General features: G+C 70.5%; 15 protein-coding genes. 5 read left to right on the top strand and 10 right to left on the bottom strand.

The window, feature by feature from the left end; genetic code table 11:
* Positions 1–38: 38 nt before the first annotated feature.
* From ACFYZA_RS15380 to ACFYZA_RS15370, 3 genes are all read right to left on the bottom strand, one after another.
* On the bottom strand, positions 39–1,076 hold the full coding sequence (locus tag ACFYZA_RS15380; protein ID WP_382585041.1) for a diiron oxygenase: 1,038 nt from the start codon (positions 1,074–1,076) through the stop codon (positions 39–41).
* A gap of 93 nt (positions 1,077–1,169) precedes the next feature.
* Positions 1,170–1,895 (bottom strand): TauD/TfdA family dioxygenase, encoded by a 726-nt coding sequence (locus ACFYZA_RS15375; protein ID WP_388490695.1) that lies wholly within the window; start codon positions 1,893–1,895, stop codon positions 1,170–1,172.
* Between the two features lie 595 nt (positions 1,896–2,490).
* On the bottom strand, positions 2,491–2,877 hold the full coding sequence (locus ACFYZA_RS15370) for a hypothetical protein (protein ID WP_382585035.1): 387 nt from the start codon (positions 2,875–2,877) through the stop codon (positions 2,491–2,493).
* 833 nt (positions 2,878–3,710) lie between these two features.
* Between ACFYZA_RS15370 and ACFYZA_RS15365 the strand changes: the two genes are divergently transcribed.
* Positions 3,711–5,039, top strand: coding sequence for an MFS transporter (locus ACFYZA_RS15365; RefSeq protein ID WP_382585032.1), 1,329 nt, complete (start codon positions 3,711–3,713; stop codon positions 5,037–5,039).
* Positions 5,040–5,757: 718 nt separating this feature from the next.
* Positions 5,758–6,756, top strand: a complete 999-nt coding sequence (locus ACFYZA_RS15360) for a LuxR C-terminal-related transcriptional regulator (protein ID WP_382585028.1) — start codon at positions 5,758–5,760, stop codon at positions 6,754–6,756.
* 188 nt (positions 6,757–6,944) lie between these two features.
* Here the strand turns inward: ACFYZA_RS15360 and ACFYZA_RS15355 are convergent, their stop codons facing one another.
* The 5 genes from ACFYZA_RS15355 to ACFYZA_RS15335 all read right to left on the bottom strand — a co-directional run bounded on the left by ACFYZA_RS15355 (position 6,945) and on the right by ACFYZA_RS15335 (position 12,590).
* The gene (locus ACFYZA_RS15355) at positions 6,945–8,054 is read right to left on the bottom strand and encodes an aminotransferase class V-fold PLP-dependent enzyme (protein ID WP_388490691.1); all 1,110 of its coding nucleotides are present in this window, start codon (positions 8,052–8,054) and stop codon (positions 6,945–6,947) included.
* A 78-nt stretch (positions 8,055–8,132) separates the two neighbouring features.
* Positions 8,133–8,558 (bottom strand): hypothetical protein, encoded by a 426-nt coding sequence (locus ACFYZA_RS15350; protein ID WP_388490689.1) that lies wholly within the window; start codon positions 8,556–8,558, stop codon positions 8,133–8,135.
* A 270-nt stretch (positions 8,559–8,828) separates the two neighbouring features.
* The gene (locus ACFYZA_RS15345; protein ID WP_382585019.1) at positions 8,829–9,191 is read right to left on the bottom strand and encodes a PRC-barrel domain-containing protein; all 363 of its coding nucleotides are present in this window, start codon (positions 9,189–9,191) and stop codon (positions 8,829–8,831) included.
* Positions 9,192–9,723: 532 nt separating this feature from the next.
* Positions 9,724–10,995 carry an amidohydrolase family protein gene (locus tag ACFYZA_RS15340; RefSeq protein ID WP_388490686.1) on the bottom strand — a complete coding sequence of 424 codons (1,272 nt, stop codon included), beginning with the start codon at positions 10,993–10,995 and terminating at the stop codon, positions 9,724–9,726.
* Between the two features lie 56 nt (positions 10,996–11,051).
* Entirely contained in the window at positions 11,052–12,590 is a 1,539-nt protein-coding gene (locus ACFYZA_RS15335) for an MDR family MFS transporter (protein ID WP_382585013.1), read from the bottom strand.
* Positions 12,591–12,761: 171 nt separating this feature from the next.
* Here ACFYZA_RS15335 and ACFYZA_RS15330 point away from each other — a divergent pair, with 171 nt between their 5' ends.
* Both ACFYZA_RS15330 and ACFYZA_RS15325 read left to right on the top strand, forming a co-directional pair.
* Positions 12,762–13,373, top strand: coding sequence for a TetR/AcrR family transcriptional regulator (locus tag ACFYZA_RS15330; RefSeq protein ID WP_388490684.1), 612 nt, complete (start codon positions 12,762–12,764; stop codon positions 13,371–13,373).
* 197 nt (positions 13,374–13,570) lie between these two features.
* A complete protein-coding gene (locus tag ACFYZA_RS15325) occupies positions 13,571–14,071 on the top strand; it encodes a VOC family protein (protein ID WP_382585007.1) in 501 nt (166 codons plus the stop codon).
* Here the strand turns inward: ACFYZA_RS15325 and ACFYZA_RS15320 are convergent.
* Positions 14,016–14,189 (bottom strand): hypothetical protein, encoded by a 174-nt coding sequence (locus tag ACFYZA_RS15320; RefSeq protein ID WP_388490682.1) that lies wholly within the window; start codon positions 14,187–14,189, stop codon positions 14,016–14,018. The genes ACFYZA_RS15325 and ACFYZA_RS15320 overlap by 56 nt on opposite strands.
* Before the next feature lie 16 nt (positions 14,190–14,205).
* Positions 14,206–14,403: a hypothetical protein gene (locus ACFYZA_RS15315; RefSeq protein WP_388490680.1), complete on the bottom strand. Its 198-nt coding sequence runs from the start codon at positions 14,401–14,403 to the stop codon at positions 14,206–14,208.
* Positions 14,404–14,412: 9 nt separating this feature from the next.
* Here ACFYZA_RS15315 and ACFYZA_RS15310 point away from each other — a divergent pair, with 9 nt between their 5' ends.
* Positions 14,413–14,787 (top strand): hypothetical protein, encoded by a 375-nt coding sequence (locus tag ACFYZA_RS15310; protein WP_388490677.1) that lies wholly within the window; start codon positions 14,413–14,415, stop codon positions 14,785–14,787.
* Positions 14,788–14,835 lie beyond the last annotated feature (48 nt).

Below are 14,835 nucleotides of genomic sequence, written 5' to 3'. Positions count from 1 at the left end.
TGGCGGGGCATCCGCCACCCGTCGTTGCGAGGGCGGCGTCAGGAGGCGATGTGGGAGCGGGACCAGTCGAAGTCCACCTGGTCGGCCACGCCCATCTGCTCCACCAGGGAGTACAGGCCGGTGTAGTCACGGACCAGCCGGCCCCGGCCCGCTTCCGCCTGGCAGTCCGCGAGCATCTCGTGTCCGCCGGGGATGTCCGCGAGGTCGACGATCCGGTGCCAGGTCGAGTAGTCGTTGGCCACGAAGGCGTCCAGACCCTCCATCAGCATGTCGAGGAAGTACCGGCGCCGGGGGGCGTCGAGGTGGTGGTAGACCATCTCGGCGAGCACGTGCGAGATGGACGCGTGACAGTACTCGTCGCGGTTGTGCAGCTTCGCGGTCGTGCTGTTGATCGGCTGGATCGCGGTGTCCTCGGCGAGCAGGTCGAGGTAGGCGTTGATGGAGATCTCCGAGACCGTGGCGAAGGCCAGCGTCGTCAGGGACTTCTCCGCGCGGTCCCCGGCCCGGTCCCGCAGCTCCTGGTGGACGCGGGCGGTGTGGGAGAGGGGCAGCGCGGCGTCCGGCAGGGCGTGGCCCCGGCGGCGGCGGGTCACCGCACTCGCGTTGAGGTGCATGAGCGTGTGGTACTGCTCGTCGACCATCGCCTGGGCCAGCGACAGGTTGAGCGCCTCCCCGCTGAGGCCCGGGTACTCGCCCTCCATGACCAGGGCGAAGGCCGGGTTGGCCACCTTCTGCTCGGCCATGACGGTGTGGCGGTTGTAGGCGATCCATGCCCAGCTCAGCAGTTCGGACCGCTTCTCCGGGTCCAGGGCCAGGTAGGTCGGGTGGTCGTGGAACGGCAGGATCTTCTCGGGGTAGTCGGCCCGCGAGACGTCGAAGAGCTCGTCGAGGTCGGGCTCGTCGCGCTTGACGGTGGCCCGGCGGTGCCAGTTGCCGACGAGCCGGCGGATCACGGCGTTCTCCACCGGGTCGTTCGGGTCGAAGGAGGGCACGCCCTCGGGGAGCGGGGGGCCCGGGACTTCCTGCGCGACGGCCTCGTCGGGACCGCCTTCAAGGGTGGGGGAATCTCGGTTCATCACATTCCTCACAGGGGGCAGCGGTGGTGCCGGCCTGGCACCACTGAGGTCGGGGGCCACCTCGTGGTGGCGGGGGTGGGGCCGCGGCCGTGCTCAGGACTCCTGGAGCCAGTAGCGCGTCAGGTGGCGCCGCGCGTCGCTGTAGGAGGAGCGGGCGTGCAGCATCCGGTGGTTGTCCCAGACGAGAATCGAGTTCTCGGGGATGAGGACGGACACCTTGTTCTCGCGGAAGAACGTCTCGGCCCGCACGGCCAGTTCGGCTCCCAGCGCACCCAACGGCAGTTCCTCGGCGGGTACTTGGGCGTCGACCGGGGGGTCGTAGTGGCCGGCCGTCAGCAGGTTGTAGCTGAAGCGGACGATGTCGCGGCCCTCGACGGTGCGCTCCACCACGGGGCGGCGCACTCCGGTGGTGCCGGTGCCTCCGGTGTTGTGGCCCACCCAGTCGATGCTCTCGCCGTGCACCACCTCGCGCTCGGCCTGGCTGAGGGACGCGGCGAAGGCATAGGCGTCGGCGAGCTCGGTCTGTCCGCTGCCGCACTTCGCCTGGACCCGGCAGTGCAGGGCGAGATAGCGGGGCGGCGGGTTCCAGCCCGGTGCCTCGGTGTGCACGAGAATGGTGTTGGTGCTCTTGGAGTACCGCCGGTCTTCGAAGCCGGGGGCGGCCTTCACCTGGTAGCGCAGCTGCCCGTCGTACTGCGGTATCAGTGTGCCGAGGTCACGCAGCGCCTCGGCGGCCTCTTCGTCGGTGGTGAAGCCCTCCAGCAGGGTGTAACCCTGGTCGAGGAGCTCCTGGGTGCGAGGGGTGATGGCAGTCGTCATGGTCTGTGCTGCTCCATGTCAGTTCCTGGGATGGGGACGCATGGGCCGGGCGCGGAGGGCGGGGGTCGCGACGCCGCCGGCGGGAGGGTCCGGCGCCGGGCGCGCTGTGGCGACCGCGATGACCGGTGCGGGTCGGCCCAGGGTCGTCCGTGAAGGGTGGTGCGTCATCGGGGCCGGCCGTCGTGTACTCGACCGGTCCTGCGGGGAGGCGCTGACCTGGGCGCGCTTCGTGCGGACGCGCCCCGAGGAAGGCGCACGCTCCTCGCGATGGGGCTGGAGCGCCGGGGCTCAACTGCCCCAGGTCACGTCGTCCTCGCCGTTCCGGCCGGCTTGGGTGTGAGCCGGGTTGGCGTCCGGCGCGGTCACGGCCGACGGGCCGTCGGCACGGACCTGGGTCACGGAGGGAGTACCACCCGAGAAGGCCGTCTGAGCCAGGAAGAGGGCGCTGAGCGCGATGCAGCCGGAAGCGACGGTCCTGAAAGTCGGGGTGAGTCTCACTGAAGGACCTTTCTTCGGTGAATTGCCTTCTGTACTTTCGGCGAACGGCCGGCGTCTACGAGGATCGCTTGTGGCTGTTCCCGCCTCGCCGGTACGACTACTCTGCCAACTCGCCGGTCGCTCCGGAAGGGGAACCCGGTGGACGGAACATGTTGTGTCCTATCCCGTCCAATGGCGACGGCGCGGCCAGGATGTCCCAGTACTCCGGAACGAGCACCACACCGCAGGAGGCCATCCGGAAGGGCGCCAGTTGGGAATGCGTGGCGAGTGCGCGCGTGCAGACGGTGGCGGCCCCCAGCTCCGCGACGGCCAGGGTGGGGGCGACGAGAAACAGACCGAGGACCGGCCCGTCGGTGTCGCCCGGGTGCACGCTGACGTGCTCCAGGCCGTCGTCGGGGTCGGCGCAGTCCATCAGCAGAGCCGCCGTCCCACCGGGCAGCGGCACATCCGGTGGCCCGTCCAGTCGGACATGTACGAGGTACATCGTTCCCCCTTCCCCATCACGCGTGTTCGCGTACCGTGGCTCACTGGTCCCGGCCGGAACACGCCCCGCCCACAGGCCAGTTGACCTCACGTGAACCCTTGAGGCCCCTCCGCCCGCCGCCCACGACGTCGGACACCCCCGCGTCGGCCGCTCCACCAGGCGCGTTCGGATCCGGCAAGTACCGTGCGGGGTCGGCACGTTCACCGGCCAGGAACACCGAGGCGGCACCCCGGCACCGGCGGACTCCGACAGGGCGCCCCCCACGCCTCTTGTCCGTCAAGGTAGTTGAAGCATTCGACGGCAGCACCGGGCGACCCCCGCGACGTCGTGGCCGGCCCGGCGACAGTGACGGGCGAGTCCTGCCCGTGCGCCGGGGTTCCGGGATCGGGGCCGATCTCAACTGCGGTGACCGCGGGGACCGGTAGTCCGTCCGGCATCCGACTGACCATTGATACACCACCAATGAAGACATGGGGACCCTTTTCCGGACGCCCACCACCGGAGCCCCCGGGGCCGCACTTTCCCCGTTCCGCGGTACCGGACGGCATTCCCTCGCCGGTCGCCCCGCGCGCCCAACTACGCCCGTTCTGCCCTGTTCTACGACTGGCCGATGAATGCAGTGGCCGATACCGTCCAGACCGAAAGGGTTGATCCCGCCCGTTCGCCGATCGCATCGTGTTCTGCGTGTGCGACGCCGCGAATTCCGCGAGAGGCGGATATCCGGGGCGGGTCGACGCCGTAATTCCGCGTCGATTCCCTTTGTGCGACTTGCGCCTTTCGAAGTCGTCCCACGGCGCGAGAAATCCAGAACGACCGGCAGAGGCGGTAGCCCCATGACGAATGCCACGACCCAAGCGGCACCCGTCCGCCCCTCTCCCCTGGCGTTCCGCATATTCCTCGGCGGGCAGAGCGTGTCCCTGATCGGCGACGGCCTCGCCATTCTCGCGATCCCTCTGCTGGTCCTCGAGGTCAGCGGCTCACCGTACGCCGCGGTGATGGCCGCCATCCCCCGTACCGTCGGCTATCTGCTGGTCGGCCTGCCCGCCGGTGCGCTGGTGGACCGGTTGAATCCCCGCAACGTCATGCTCGCCATGGACGTCGTACGGTTCGGTGTCTTCCTCACCCTCGCCGTGCTCTCGGCCTCCTCGCACCTGTCCGTCCCGGTGATCCTCGCCCTGGCCTTCGTGGCGGCGGGGGCCGGCGTGTTCTTCGAGACCGCGCTGACGGTGGCGGTACGGGACCTGGTCGAGGAGGAACGGCTCGTACGGACGAACTCCCTTCTGGAGGCGGCGAACCAGGGGGCACAGATCATCGGCCCGGGGCTGGTCGGTGTGCTGTCGGCCCTGTGGGGCCTGCAAGTGGCCCTCCTCGTCAACGCCTGCACCTTCGCCGTGTCCTTCGTCACCGTCCTTCGCGTACTGGACGGCAGGGACCGCGCGGGCCGGGCTCCCACCCCGCCGCTGCGAGCGGCGCTGCGCGGGGTGGGCGGGGACCTCGCCCAGGGCTTCCGCTGCCTGCGGTCCCTGCGCGTCGTCCTCGTGGTGACCTGCCTGCAAGCGAGCGCCAACCTGTTCCTCGCCGTCGGCTATCTCCTGGTGTTCTACCTGCGCGACACCCTCCACCTCGGTGCCTCCGCCGCGAGCGCGGTCGTCGCGGCGGGCGGCGTGGGCGGGGTGCTCGGCACGGCGGTGGCGCTCCGGGTCGGCCGCAGGATGCGGCACGAAACGCTCATCGCGCTCAGCGCGGCCTGCCTGGGCACCACACTGGCCTGCCTCGGGGTCGCTACATCCCTGGTGCCCCTGCTGTTGCTGAATCTGCTCCTCGGCGGTTCCACGGTGACGGCGGTGGTGCTCATCCGCACCCTGCGCCAACGCCTCGTCCCCCGGGCCCTGTTGGGCCGAGTCACCGCCACGGCCAGGGTGGCCGCGCTCGCGGCGAGCCCGGTCGGAGCGCTTGCCGGCGGTGCGCTCACCACCCTCAACCACGGGAACCCCCGGCCGGTGTTCATGGCCGCCGGTGTACTCAGCGTCCTGACGACCGTTGCCGCCTGGACGCTCGGGCTGCGCGCCGGGTCGTCCAGCACGCCCGGCACGGAGCAGGAGCCCGACCGTGGGGCGACCGCCCCCGGCACACCTGCGGCCGAGGCCGGCGGAACACCTTAGCCGCCGTCGCCCTCCAGCATTCGCCGACCGGTCGGGAATCCAGTAGCTGACGCAGCGTCAACTATGCTGCGCCCGCGCCCTCTTCGCGAGCGCGGCGCAATGCCGTGTCGTGCCGCGTCGTGCCGTGCCTTGCCGCCGCCCGGAGTGCCTCGCCGCGCCGGGATGCGCCGGGGTGTGCCGTACGGGTGAGCCCGGCGCCGGTGCGTTCCCTGCCGTCGGGTGCATCACCCCATGATCTGCGGGCACACGGACAGCGCCCGACACCTCACGCAGCACGATCGACACGAGCGGACCAGGAAGCCACGCGGCCGAGGTCCGCATCTTCGTGTGCGCCCCCTTCGGGGCGGAGCCCGTGGCCGACCGAAGGGAGGCGGAGTGACAACAGGTGAAGCACCCGTCAGCGGAGCATGAATTCCGGTGCGCCGGCGAGCTGGCCGGGGGTCGACGGAACGCGACCACGGGACTGGCTCCCACCAGGCACGACGGGTCGACCCGGCCACTCCCGGTGGTGATCTGGGGCCGAAAGATGACCTTGACAAGATCACGCACGCAACGGAAGTTCATTCCATGCCCCATGCACTCACCGGCAGTCGTCGCAGCGTGTCCGCAGGACCGCCCAGAGACTGATCGCCCCGGCAGACACGCGCGTCGCGGAGATCACCGCGCCGACCCTCCACCGCCCTTCATGGACACGATCACCGATCGGGGAACACACCTCATGCTGGCCGTACTTGGACTCGACACGGATACCGAACGCGTCTACCGCGCCATGCTGGCCCACCGCGACGACGGGATATCCGCCCTGTCCCAGCGGCTCGCGCTGCCCGAGGACAAATTGCGCGACTGCCTCGACCGGCTCCACGCCCTCGCGCTCGTCCGGCCGTCCGGCCAGGCCGAGTCCGCCTTCCGCGTACTGGGACCGGAGCAGGCCATGAGCCTGCTGCTCGCCCGCCAGCAGGCCGAGCTCGCCGCCCATCAGGAACGCGTCGAGACCGCCCGGGCCGCCGCCGCCCAACTCGTCGCGGAATGCTCCTCGTTGCACAGACCCTCCGCAGGCCTGCGCACGGAGGAACTGACCGGTGCCGAGGAGATACGCGACCGGCTGGCGCGGCTCGCCGCCGACGTCCGGCACGAGATCATGACCCTGGCCCCGGGCGGAGCCCACACGGAGAGCGACCTCGAAGCCAGCCGAGGGCCGAACGCGACCTTGCTGGAACGCGGTGTCACCGTCCGGACCGTCTACCTCGACAGCATCCGCAACCACCAGCCCACGCTCCACCACGTGCAGTGGCTGGGCCGGCGGGGCGGTCACGTCCGTACGGCTCCCAGCCTGCCGATCAGGATGATCATCGCGGACCGCAGCGAGGCGGTGCTCCCTCTCGACCCCGCGGACGCGAGCAAGGGTGCCGTGGTCCTCACCGGGCCGGGCATCCTCATGGCCCTCTGCGAGCTGTTCGAGAGCACCTGGCAGGCCGCCACACCCTTGGTGCCCACGGTGGAACGCGACCCCGACGGCCTGACCCCCCAGCACCGCGAGGCCCTCCGGCTGCTCGCCCAGGGATTCAAGGACGAGGCCATCGCCAAGCGCCTCGGGGTTTCCACCCGCACCGCCCGCCGCTTCGCGGCCGAACTCATGGACGCCCTGGAGGCACGCAGCCGTTTCGAGGCGGGTGTCCACGCGGTCCAGAACGGCTGGCTCCCCGCACACCGCACCTGACGGCCGCACGGCGAGGGGCCCCGGCACCGGCATCCGGTGCCGCACGGTCCGGTCGTGCACCCCCGGCGCGGCCGCCGAGCTGTGTCATGCACCCCGGCGCGGCCGCCGGGATCGTGCACCCCGGCGGCGGCTGCCGAGTTGTCGCGGCGGTTGCGGCGTGCGGGCAACTCCCTTACGGGCCAAGCCTTTCAGCCCGGAAGGAGCTCGGACAGCCGGACGAGGACGGCGTCGATCTCAGCCGGTTCCAGAGCCACGAGTTCGAGGAACAGCTCCTCCGCGTCCGGCCGGCCGGGCATGACCCAGATCGATGGTGCGCCCACTCGCAGCGCGGTCACCAGCGCCGCGGCATCCATTCCCGCTACGGCGGGGTCCACGTCGAGGCGGGCGCGCTCGAAGGGCAGCCCGGTCGGATCGGGGACGGACGTGGCGGCGACTCCCCGAAGCGCACCGGCCCGCACGACGAAGTCCGCGACTTTGTCGGCCTGTTGTCGCCTCCACGCCGTCATGTCCAGCTCCTGACGCGCCTCGATCGCGGCGAGGACTCCGATGACGGCCTCCTTGCTTGCCTTCATCGCACGGCCGATGCCCCGTTCCTGCGCCCGGACCGCGGCCACCAGATCGGCTCGGCCGACCACCAGTCCGGCGGTCGGTGACCCCAGGTACTTCTGTCCGCTGACGGTCACCAAGTCGGCACCCGTGCGCAGCAGTTCATCGATCCGGAAGTCCTGGGCGGCACCGTCGATGACGACAGGCACCCCGCGCCGGTGCGCGACCGCCACCGCTTCGGACAGCTCGGTGCCGGCCCCGCGCACGAGACGGGACGACACCAGCAGCAGACACGCGACATCAGGGCGCGAGAGGCCGGTCTCCAGGTCCTCCAGCGTGTAGCCCGCCTCGGTCCCCACCGCGACGGGAACCGCACCGGCCAGTCGGACGGCCTGCTCGATGGGGTGGCCGTAGTCGACCGCGTGGCCCGCCGGCAGGACGACGGCACGGGGCATCCCGGTCGTGTCGGGCAGGGCCGCGATGCGCTCCGGGGACTCCCCCGTCATCGTCGCCGCGACCGTGAGGGTGATCGCAGATGCCGTGCAGTGAACGGCGGTTCCCGCTTCCGCACCGGTGAACCGGGCGAGGGCCCGGTCGGCCGCGTCCTGCAGTTCCTCCATGACGAAGAACTCCGACAGCGCGGCGGCGACGGCGGTGGCGACGCCCTCCCCACTGCGCGAGACACCCAAGGGGGTGTACGGCCCCCGCGCATTGATGATCCGAGTGAGTCCATATGTGGCGTGCAGTCCCATGGACGACATCCTGCCCGCCCGGTGCGGTCAAGTGTCTCCTCGGGGTACTGGGACCGCAGGAGAGGCGGCGGCTCTCAGCTACATCTGGAGCAGCTGTTCCGTGATCTCCCGGTACTGCTGCAGCGCGACGCGCAGGTCCTCCGTCTCGGCCTGGGTGTCCTCGCTCTGCCAGTTCGCACGCAGGGCGCGTTGGCGTTCCCCGAGCGCGCCGCTCAGCCGGCTGACGACCTCGTCGAAGGTGCTGTCGGCCTCCTCCACCGCGTGGCGGGGGCTGTCGATGAAGCCGTTGACGGCCTGCTGGAGGCGGACGGACAGCTTGTCCCGTTCACCGGCCGGGAGCAACTGCGGCTCGAAGCCCGCGGTGCGGGGCAGGCCGTCGGAGTCGGTGAACGGTGCGCGCGGGTCCGTGCCGGGTCCGGTCTCCGGAGCTTGCGGGGTGCGGCGCTTGGGAGCGTCCGGGTGGGGAGCCGCGGGCTGCCGTGCGCGTTCGGCGTCGTACATCATCAGGTGGTGCTTCCCTTCGCGTGGCGTCGGCCGGGGATCCGCGTGCGGGGTCGTGGCCGACGTGGTGGTGCGGGAGGTACGAGCCCGAGGGGGCGGGTTGCGCGGTGGTGAGTGCGACGAAGAGACTCCGAGCCCGGGTCACGGCCTCGGGAGGCGGCCTCGGCCTCGGCCTCGGGAGGCGGCTTCCTTCGCTGAAGGCGAGGTGCCGGGTGCCCGGCCAGTCGGGCACCCGGCACCCGGTCATGATTCCGGCGGGGAGGCCGGGTTGGCTCACATCATCTGGCCCGGGCGCGGACGGCCGTAGTAACTACCCACCTCCTGGTGGTAGTCCGGGTTGCCGAGGTGCTTCTCCTTGTTGAACTCAGGGGCACCCTTGATCTGCTCCTTGGTGCGGTCGACGTAGAGCTTCTTCTCCTCGGGATCGACGCGCACCACGACCCCGGCCGGCAGGAGGACCTCCTTGCCGAAGATCCACGTGCCGGTGTCGACGACGATGTACGCGGCGCCGACGTCTTCGGAGTGTTTGTCGACCTTGCCGATGCTGCCGTCTTTCGCCTCGACCTTGTAGCCGGTCAGGTCCGTGCCCGCCTGGTAGGCGGCCACCGGCCGATAGCCCCACACGTTCTCGTCCACGGAAGTACTCCTTCTCATCGGGGTGAGCGGGGAGGGTGGGGTGCTTGGTTTCCCTCGGCCGCGACGTTGTGGCGTGGTCCGTCTCTCCCGTAGAGCGGGGGACGGACTGGCGGTGGCTACCGGTGGAACGGTCCGAGCGCGTGCGGCCGCACAGGAGGAAGCCGCTGAAGCACCATCAGAGCGATCCAGGGAAGCATGGCCGAACCTCCGGTTCGCAGGAGTGCGCTCTGCGTTCCGCGGGGTCCCGGCGAAGCGAGTGGCGGGAGGGCGCGCCCCGGAAGTCCCGTAGCGTCATGGCCCATCGCCCACCCGCCAGTCAACGGCTGTCCGCGGCCCTTGTCAACGAATCCGCACAATCCGTCATACCGGGTGCGGCACGCGGACGGGAGAGTTGGCTGCCCGGCCCCTCGCACTCAACCCGGTTGCCGGGAAGGTGAGTTGATGATGTGGGGCCGGCGCCGCCGGGGTTCACAGCACGCCGCGATGGGCTCAGTCGGTCGGCGTTACGGGTCGTCCGAGTCCCCAGGCCGGCTCAGGCGGCGGTGAGCCGGGTGCCACGGCGCCAGACGGCGCGGGTGTTCAGAGTGTCGGAGATGGTCGTGGTGGGGTCGCCGTCGACCAGGAGCAGATCGGCGCGCAGGCCTTCGGCGATGCGGCCCCGGTCGGTCAGGCCGAAGCGCCGGGCGGTGGTGGAGGTGGCCGCGCGCAGTGCCTGGGCCGGGGTGAGGCCGGCTTGCACGAGGTATTGAAGTTCGTGGTGGACGCTGGCGCCGTGGGCGAGTCCGCCGAGGAACGGCACGGGCATGGACGCATCGGTGCCTGCCAGGATGTCGACACCGGCGTCGTAGAGCGCGCGCACCGAGTCCAGCACGTCGGTGATGCTTCCCTGGGGATAGTGATTGAAGCTGCTGCGCAAGGTCTTCATCCATGCTTCGTCGAGACGGCCGGCCACCCGTGGGTCGTCGGCCAGCCGGTCGCCGGTGATGCCCATCATGGAGGCGTTCAGGACCACGCAGGGCACGACGAAGGCGCCGGAATCCCGGATCAGGGCGATGATCTCGTCGTCGTGGGGGCCGTCCATGAACAGGTGAACCAGGCCGTCGATCCCGGCCTCGATCGCCATCCGGGTCGCTTCGACCGTCAGCGCGTGGGCGACGGTGAGCTTGCCGTGCCGCTTGGCTTCGGCGACACCCGCGTTCAAGGTCGCCCGGTCGAGCATGGGAAGGCCCGGGTGTCCCTCGACGGAGCCGTCGTCGACCATGAACTTGATGTAGTCCGAGCCGCGTTCGACGAGCTGCGGAATGAAGGCGACGGCCTCCTCGGGGGTGGTGGAGAACGGCATCAGCGGTGCCGGCCCGGACGGCTTGGCCGCTCCGGGCGGCGGCCCGGGCTGAAAGCCCTCGGGGAACAGCTCGCTGGGGTGGCCTCCGGGCGGGGTGATGCCGAATCCGGAGGAGCGCACGTCGGCCACGGTGTCGTCGTCGGTGATGTGCGCGCGGTTGTCGGCGGTGTGCGTACCCTGCATCTCCAGCTCGGTGGTCACGCCGAAGCGCAGTGCCAGGGCGAGGGATTCGACGTTGGTGTGCACGTGGGCGTCGATCAGGCCAGGCAACAGGGTTCCGCCTGCGGCGTCGACCACCTGGGCGTCCGCGGGCGCGTCTCCGCCCACCGCGAGGATGCCGGTGTCGTCGAAGACGACGGTGGTCGCCTCCAGGGTCCGGTCGCCGTCGAAGACCCGCGCGTTGATGAGGGCGGTGCTCGGGGTGGTGGTGCTGGGGGTGGCGGTGCTGGGGGTGGTGTTCATGGGAGGTGCTCCGTTCATGCCGCGCGGCACGTGGTGCTGACGCAGGTGAGCCGGCGTCAGTTGGCGGTGCTGACAGGGACGTTCTCGGGGGCCTTGGCGGGCGCGGGCGGACCGGCCTTCCTGAGCGGGACTTCGATGACGAACAGCGCCGCGACGAACGCGAGGGCGCAGCCGATCGCGGCGGTCAGGAAGATGTGGCCGGTGCCGCTCGTCACCGCGTTGAGGTACGCGTCCTTGGCGCCGGCGGGCAGGGCGCGCAGGGCGCCGGGGTCGGTGTCACCGCCGGCGGGCAGGCGGCCCTGGACGGCGCGCGTGAACAGCGAGCCGAAGACGGCGACGCCCAGCGAACCGCCCAGGGTGCGGAAGAGGTTGGACGAGCTCATCGCGGCGCCCATGTCGCGCAGGGAGACGCTGTTCTGCGCGATGGTGCCCGCCATCTGCATTGTGAAGCCCAGGCCGGTACCGACGAGGACCATGTACAGGCCGGTCAGCGGGAACGACGTACGGGCGTCCATGGTGGCCAGCAGCCCGAGCCCGGCAGTCAGGAACACGGTTCCGAGGACAGGGAAGATCTTGTATTTGCCGGTGGCGGACATGACCTTGCCGGCGATGGTCGAAACGATCACGACGGGGATCATCATCGGCAGCATCAGGAGGCCGGAGTTGGTGGCGGAGGCGCCCTGAACAGTCTGCTGGAACAGCGGCAGGTACAGGCCCGCCCCGAACATGACGACACCGCCGGCGAGCGTCATGACCATCGCGAGCGGGTAGTTGCGGTGACCGGTGAACACGGACAGGGGCAGCAGCGGCTCGCTGACCCGCTTCTCCACCAGGATGAACAGGGTCAGTCCCACAGCCGTGACCAGACCCAGGGACACGATCTGCCAGGAGCCCCAGGCGTAGGTGCTGCCCGCCCAGGTGGCGGCCAGGACGATCGCGCTGATGGAGAGCGTCAGCAGGGCGATGCCCGCCCAGTCGATCTTCGCCTTGATGCGCTTGCCGGGCACGTGCAGCTTCAGCCACAGCCACACCAGGGCGACCAGGCCGAGCGGCAGATTGATGTAGAAGGCCCACCGCCAGTCGAAGTGGCCGGTGACGAACCCGCCGAGGAGCGGTCCGCCGATGGTGCCGATCGCCATGACGGAGGCGGTCATGCCCTGGTACTTGCCCCGCTCACGCGGCGGTACGAGGGCCCCGATCAGCGCGAAGGCACCCGCGCCGATGCCACCGGCGCCGATGCCCTGCACGACGCGGAACGCGATCAGCTCTCCCATGGAGTGGGACGCTCCGCACAGGGCGGACCCGGCGATGAAGACGGCGATGGACGCCAGATACATGGGCTTGCGGCCGAACAGGTCGCCGAACTTGCCCCAGACCGGGGTGGTGACGGCGGTGACCAGCGTGTAGGCGGTGACGACCCACGAGATGTGGTCCAGGCCGCCGAGGTCGCCGACGATCGTGGGCATCGCGGTGCTGACGACCATGTTGTCGAGCATCGACAGCAGCATGGCGAGCATGACGCCGAGCAGCACCCACCGCACGTTTTTCGGCACGGCGGGCACCTCTGAGGCGGAGGGGAGGGATCCAGCGGACATGGCTGATCACCCCTTTCGGGCGTGAAGGAATTCGGACATGAAGGCATGGCGCAAGGAGAGGAGGCGGGACGGTTTCCGTCGACCGCCGCTCCTCAAGAAAAGCACACCGGATAACTACGTGCAACGGGTCAACTTTTACACTCGTCCACCTTTCCGGGTAGAGTCTGGGGCATGCCCCAGACAGACACCCCAGCCCCGGCGGCGCCGATGGGGCGCCGCGAGCGCAAGAAGGCCGCCACCCGCCAAGCCATCGCCGATGCCGCGTTGCGCCTGTTCCTGGAGCGGGGGTACGACGACGTCGGCATCCGCGAGATCGCGGACGCCGCGGACGTCTCCACCACCACCCTGTTCAAGCACTTCCCCGTCAAGGAGGCCCTCGTCTTCGACGAGGACGCCGACCAGGAAGCCCGCCTGCTCGCCGCCGTACGCGAGCGCCCCGAAGGGCAGTCGATCCCTGCGGCGCTGCGCGAACACGCACTGCGCCACCGCATGGCCGCCACGGGGACCGACGCCCGTTTCGCCGAGTTCTTCGACCTGATCAACAAGACCCCGGCGCTGCGCGACTACGCCCAGGTCATCTGGCTGCGCAACGCCGACTCACTCGCCCAGGTCATCGCGGAGGAAAGCGGCCTGCCCCCGCACGACCCCGCCTGTAGCGCCCTGGCCCACTTCGCCCTCGAAGCCCCCCGCGCGGCACGCGGCCACGACGACCCCCGTCAGGCCGTCGTCCGCGCCTTCGCCCTGCTCGAAGGCGGCTGGGAGGCACTCACCTCCGAACGCTGAACGGCGGGCGGCCCCTGGCGGACACCGCGCCCGCCGCCAGGAATGCGCCTGGACGTGTCCGAAGAGGAGCTCTAGCCGCCCCCACGGCGATACGTGACGCTGAACTCGTGGATCCGGGAATTTACTTGAAGTCTCACATTGTTTAGTGTCACGAGCGAGGCCACCCGCCTCACCCTTCGCAGTCCAGGGAGATCCCCATGCCGGTACGCCGCCTCAACCACGCGGTGCTCTACGTACGCGACGTCGCACGAGCCGTCGAGTTCTACACGGACGTGTTCGGCTTCAAGCTCGACGTCGACATCCCCGGCCGCGCGGCCTTCCTCAGCGCCGAGGACACCCTCAACGACCACGACCTCGGCCTCTTCTCGGTCGGGCCGCAGGCTCCCGGCCCGGAGCAGGGCCGTGTCGGGCTCTACCACCTGGCCTGGGAAGTAGGCACCCTGGGCGAACTCTCCGAGATCGCGGCCAAGATCAACGAGCGCGGCGCCCTGGTCGGGGCGACGGACCACGTCGTGTCGAAGTCCCTGTATGCCAAGGACCCGGACGGCAACGAATTCGAGATCATGTGGCGCGTGCCGCGCGAGGACTGGCCGTCCGCGACCGAAGCCGCCGGCAACAGCGCACTCGACCTCGAAGAAGCGCTCAAGCGTTGGGGGCCCGACCTGAAGACGGGCGCCGCGGCCGGATCCGCGACCTGAGCGACGGTCCGGAGTCGGACGGAGAAGAGCCGGTGTCCCTCGGGGCGACAGGGATGCGGGCCTCAGGAGCCCGGTCGTAGTCGACGAACACGACCACGGCCCGGACCCCGGCACTCATCTGCCGCACCAGGCGCTCAGGGCGACTGGCCGTCGCCACCCCCGAAGAGCTGCGCACGGTCCTCCTCGTCCTGCGCGGTTACGGAACGGACGAGCCGGGGCCCGCTCCCGGGCCCCGGCTCGACGACCTGGCCCCGCTGCTCGCCCAGAGCGGCGTCGACGCCCGGCTGCGCCTCTCCCCCGCCGTCGCCGCCCTGGCCCTGCCCGACGCGCATCAGCGCGCCGTGTACCGCACCGTCCAGGAATGCCTGACGAACATCCGCGAACACGCGCCCGGCGCCACCGCCAGCGTCGACGCCGACACCACGCACCTGCGTGTCACGGTCCGCAACACACCTGCGCGCACGCCGCCGGCAACGCCCCTGCCCGGCAGCCGCCAAGGCCTGATCGGACTTGGCGAACGGGCCACCCCGCTGAACGGCACCGTCACGAGCGGCCCCTCCCCCGACGGAGGATTCACCGTCCGCCTCACCCTCCCCGACCGGCCCGGTGAGCCGAACCGCCTCTGCCTCCCGGCACGCCAACCGCTCATGACCATGAGTCATGTGGCCGCCCGCTCCGGGGCGTGTTACGTGTGGCAGGTCGACTGTCCGTCGTGAAGACGGAACGGCCGGCACCGGCCGGTGTGCCGGTGGCGACCGTTCCGT

Origin of the sequence: Streptomyces sp. NPDC001828 (assembly GCF_042892175.1) — a bacterium.
Lineage (GTDB): Bacteria > Actinomycetota > Actinomycetes > Streptomycetales > Streptomycetaceae > Streptomyces.
This window is presented reverse-complemented; position numbering and strand designations above follow the sequence as displayed.

What these genes read in the sequence shown, in the direction of transcription:
- ACFYZA_RS15380 (WP_382585041.1), bottom strand. Translation starts at nt 1,076, where the DNA reads ATGAACCGAGATTCCCCCACCCTTGAAGGCGGTCCCGACGAGGCCGTC.
- ACFYZA_RS15375 (WP_388490695.1), bottom strand. Translation starts at nt 1,895, where the DNA reads ATGACGACTGCCATCACCCCTCGCACCCAGGAGCTCCTCGACCAGGGT.
- ACFYZA_RS15370 (WP_382585035.1), bottom strand. Translation starts at nt 2,877, where the DNA reads ATGTACCTCGTACATGTCCGACTGGACGGGCCACCGGATGTGCCGCTG.
- ACFYZA_RS15365 (WP_382585032.1), top strand. Translation starts at nt 3,711, where the DNA reads ATGACGAATGCCACGACCCAAGCGGCACCCGTCCGCCCCTCTCCCCTG.
- ACFYZA_RS15360 (WP_382585028.1), top strand. Translation starts at nt 5,758, where the DNA reads ATGCTGGCCGTACTTGGACTCGACACGGATACCGAACGCGTCTACCGC.
- ACFYZA_RS15355 (WP_388490691.1), bottom strand. Translation starts at nt 8,054, where the DNA reads ATGGGACTGCACGCCACATATGGACTCACTCGGATCATCAATGCGCGG.
- ACFYZA_RS15350 (WP_388490689.1), bottom strand. Translation starts at nt 8,558, where the DNA reads ATGATGTACGACGCCGAACGCGCACGGCAGCCCGCGGCTCCCCACCCG.
- ACFYZA_RS15340 (WP_388490686.1), bottom strand. Translation starts at nt 10,995, where the DNA reads ATGAACACCACCCCCAGCACCGCCACCCCCAGCACCACCACCCCGAGC.
- ACFYZA_RS15335 (WP_382585013.1), bottom strand. Translation starts at nt 12,590, where the DNA reads ATGTCCGCTGGATCCCTCCCCTCCGCCTCAGAGGTGCCCGCCGTGCCG.
- ACFYZA_RS15330 (WP_388490684.1), top strand. Translation starts at nt 12,762, where the DNA reads ATGCCCCAGACAGACACCCCAGCCCCGGCGGCGCCGATGGGGCGCCGC.
- ACFYZA_RS15325 (WP_382585007.1), top strand. Translation starts at nt 13,571, where the DNA reads ATGCCGGTACGCCGCCTCAACCACGCGGTGCTCTACGTACGCGACGTC.
- ACFYZA_RS15320 (WP_388490682.1), bottom strand. Translation starts at nt 14,189, where the DNA reads ATGAGTGCCGGGGTCCGGGCCGTGGTCGTGTTCGTCGACTACGACCGG.
- ACFYZA_RS15315 (WP_388490680.1), bottom strand. Translation starts at nt 14,403, where the DNA reads ATGCGCGTCGGGCAGGGCCAGGGCGGCGACGGCGGGGGAGAGGCGCAG.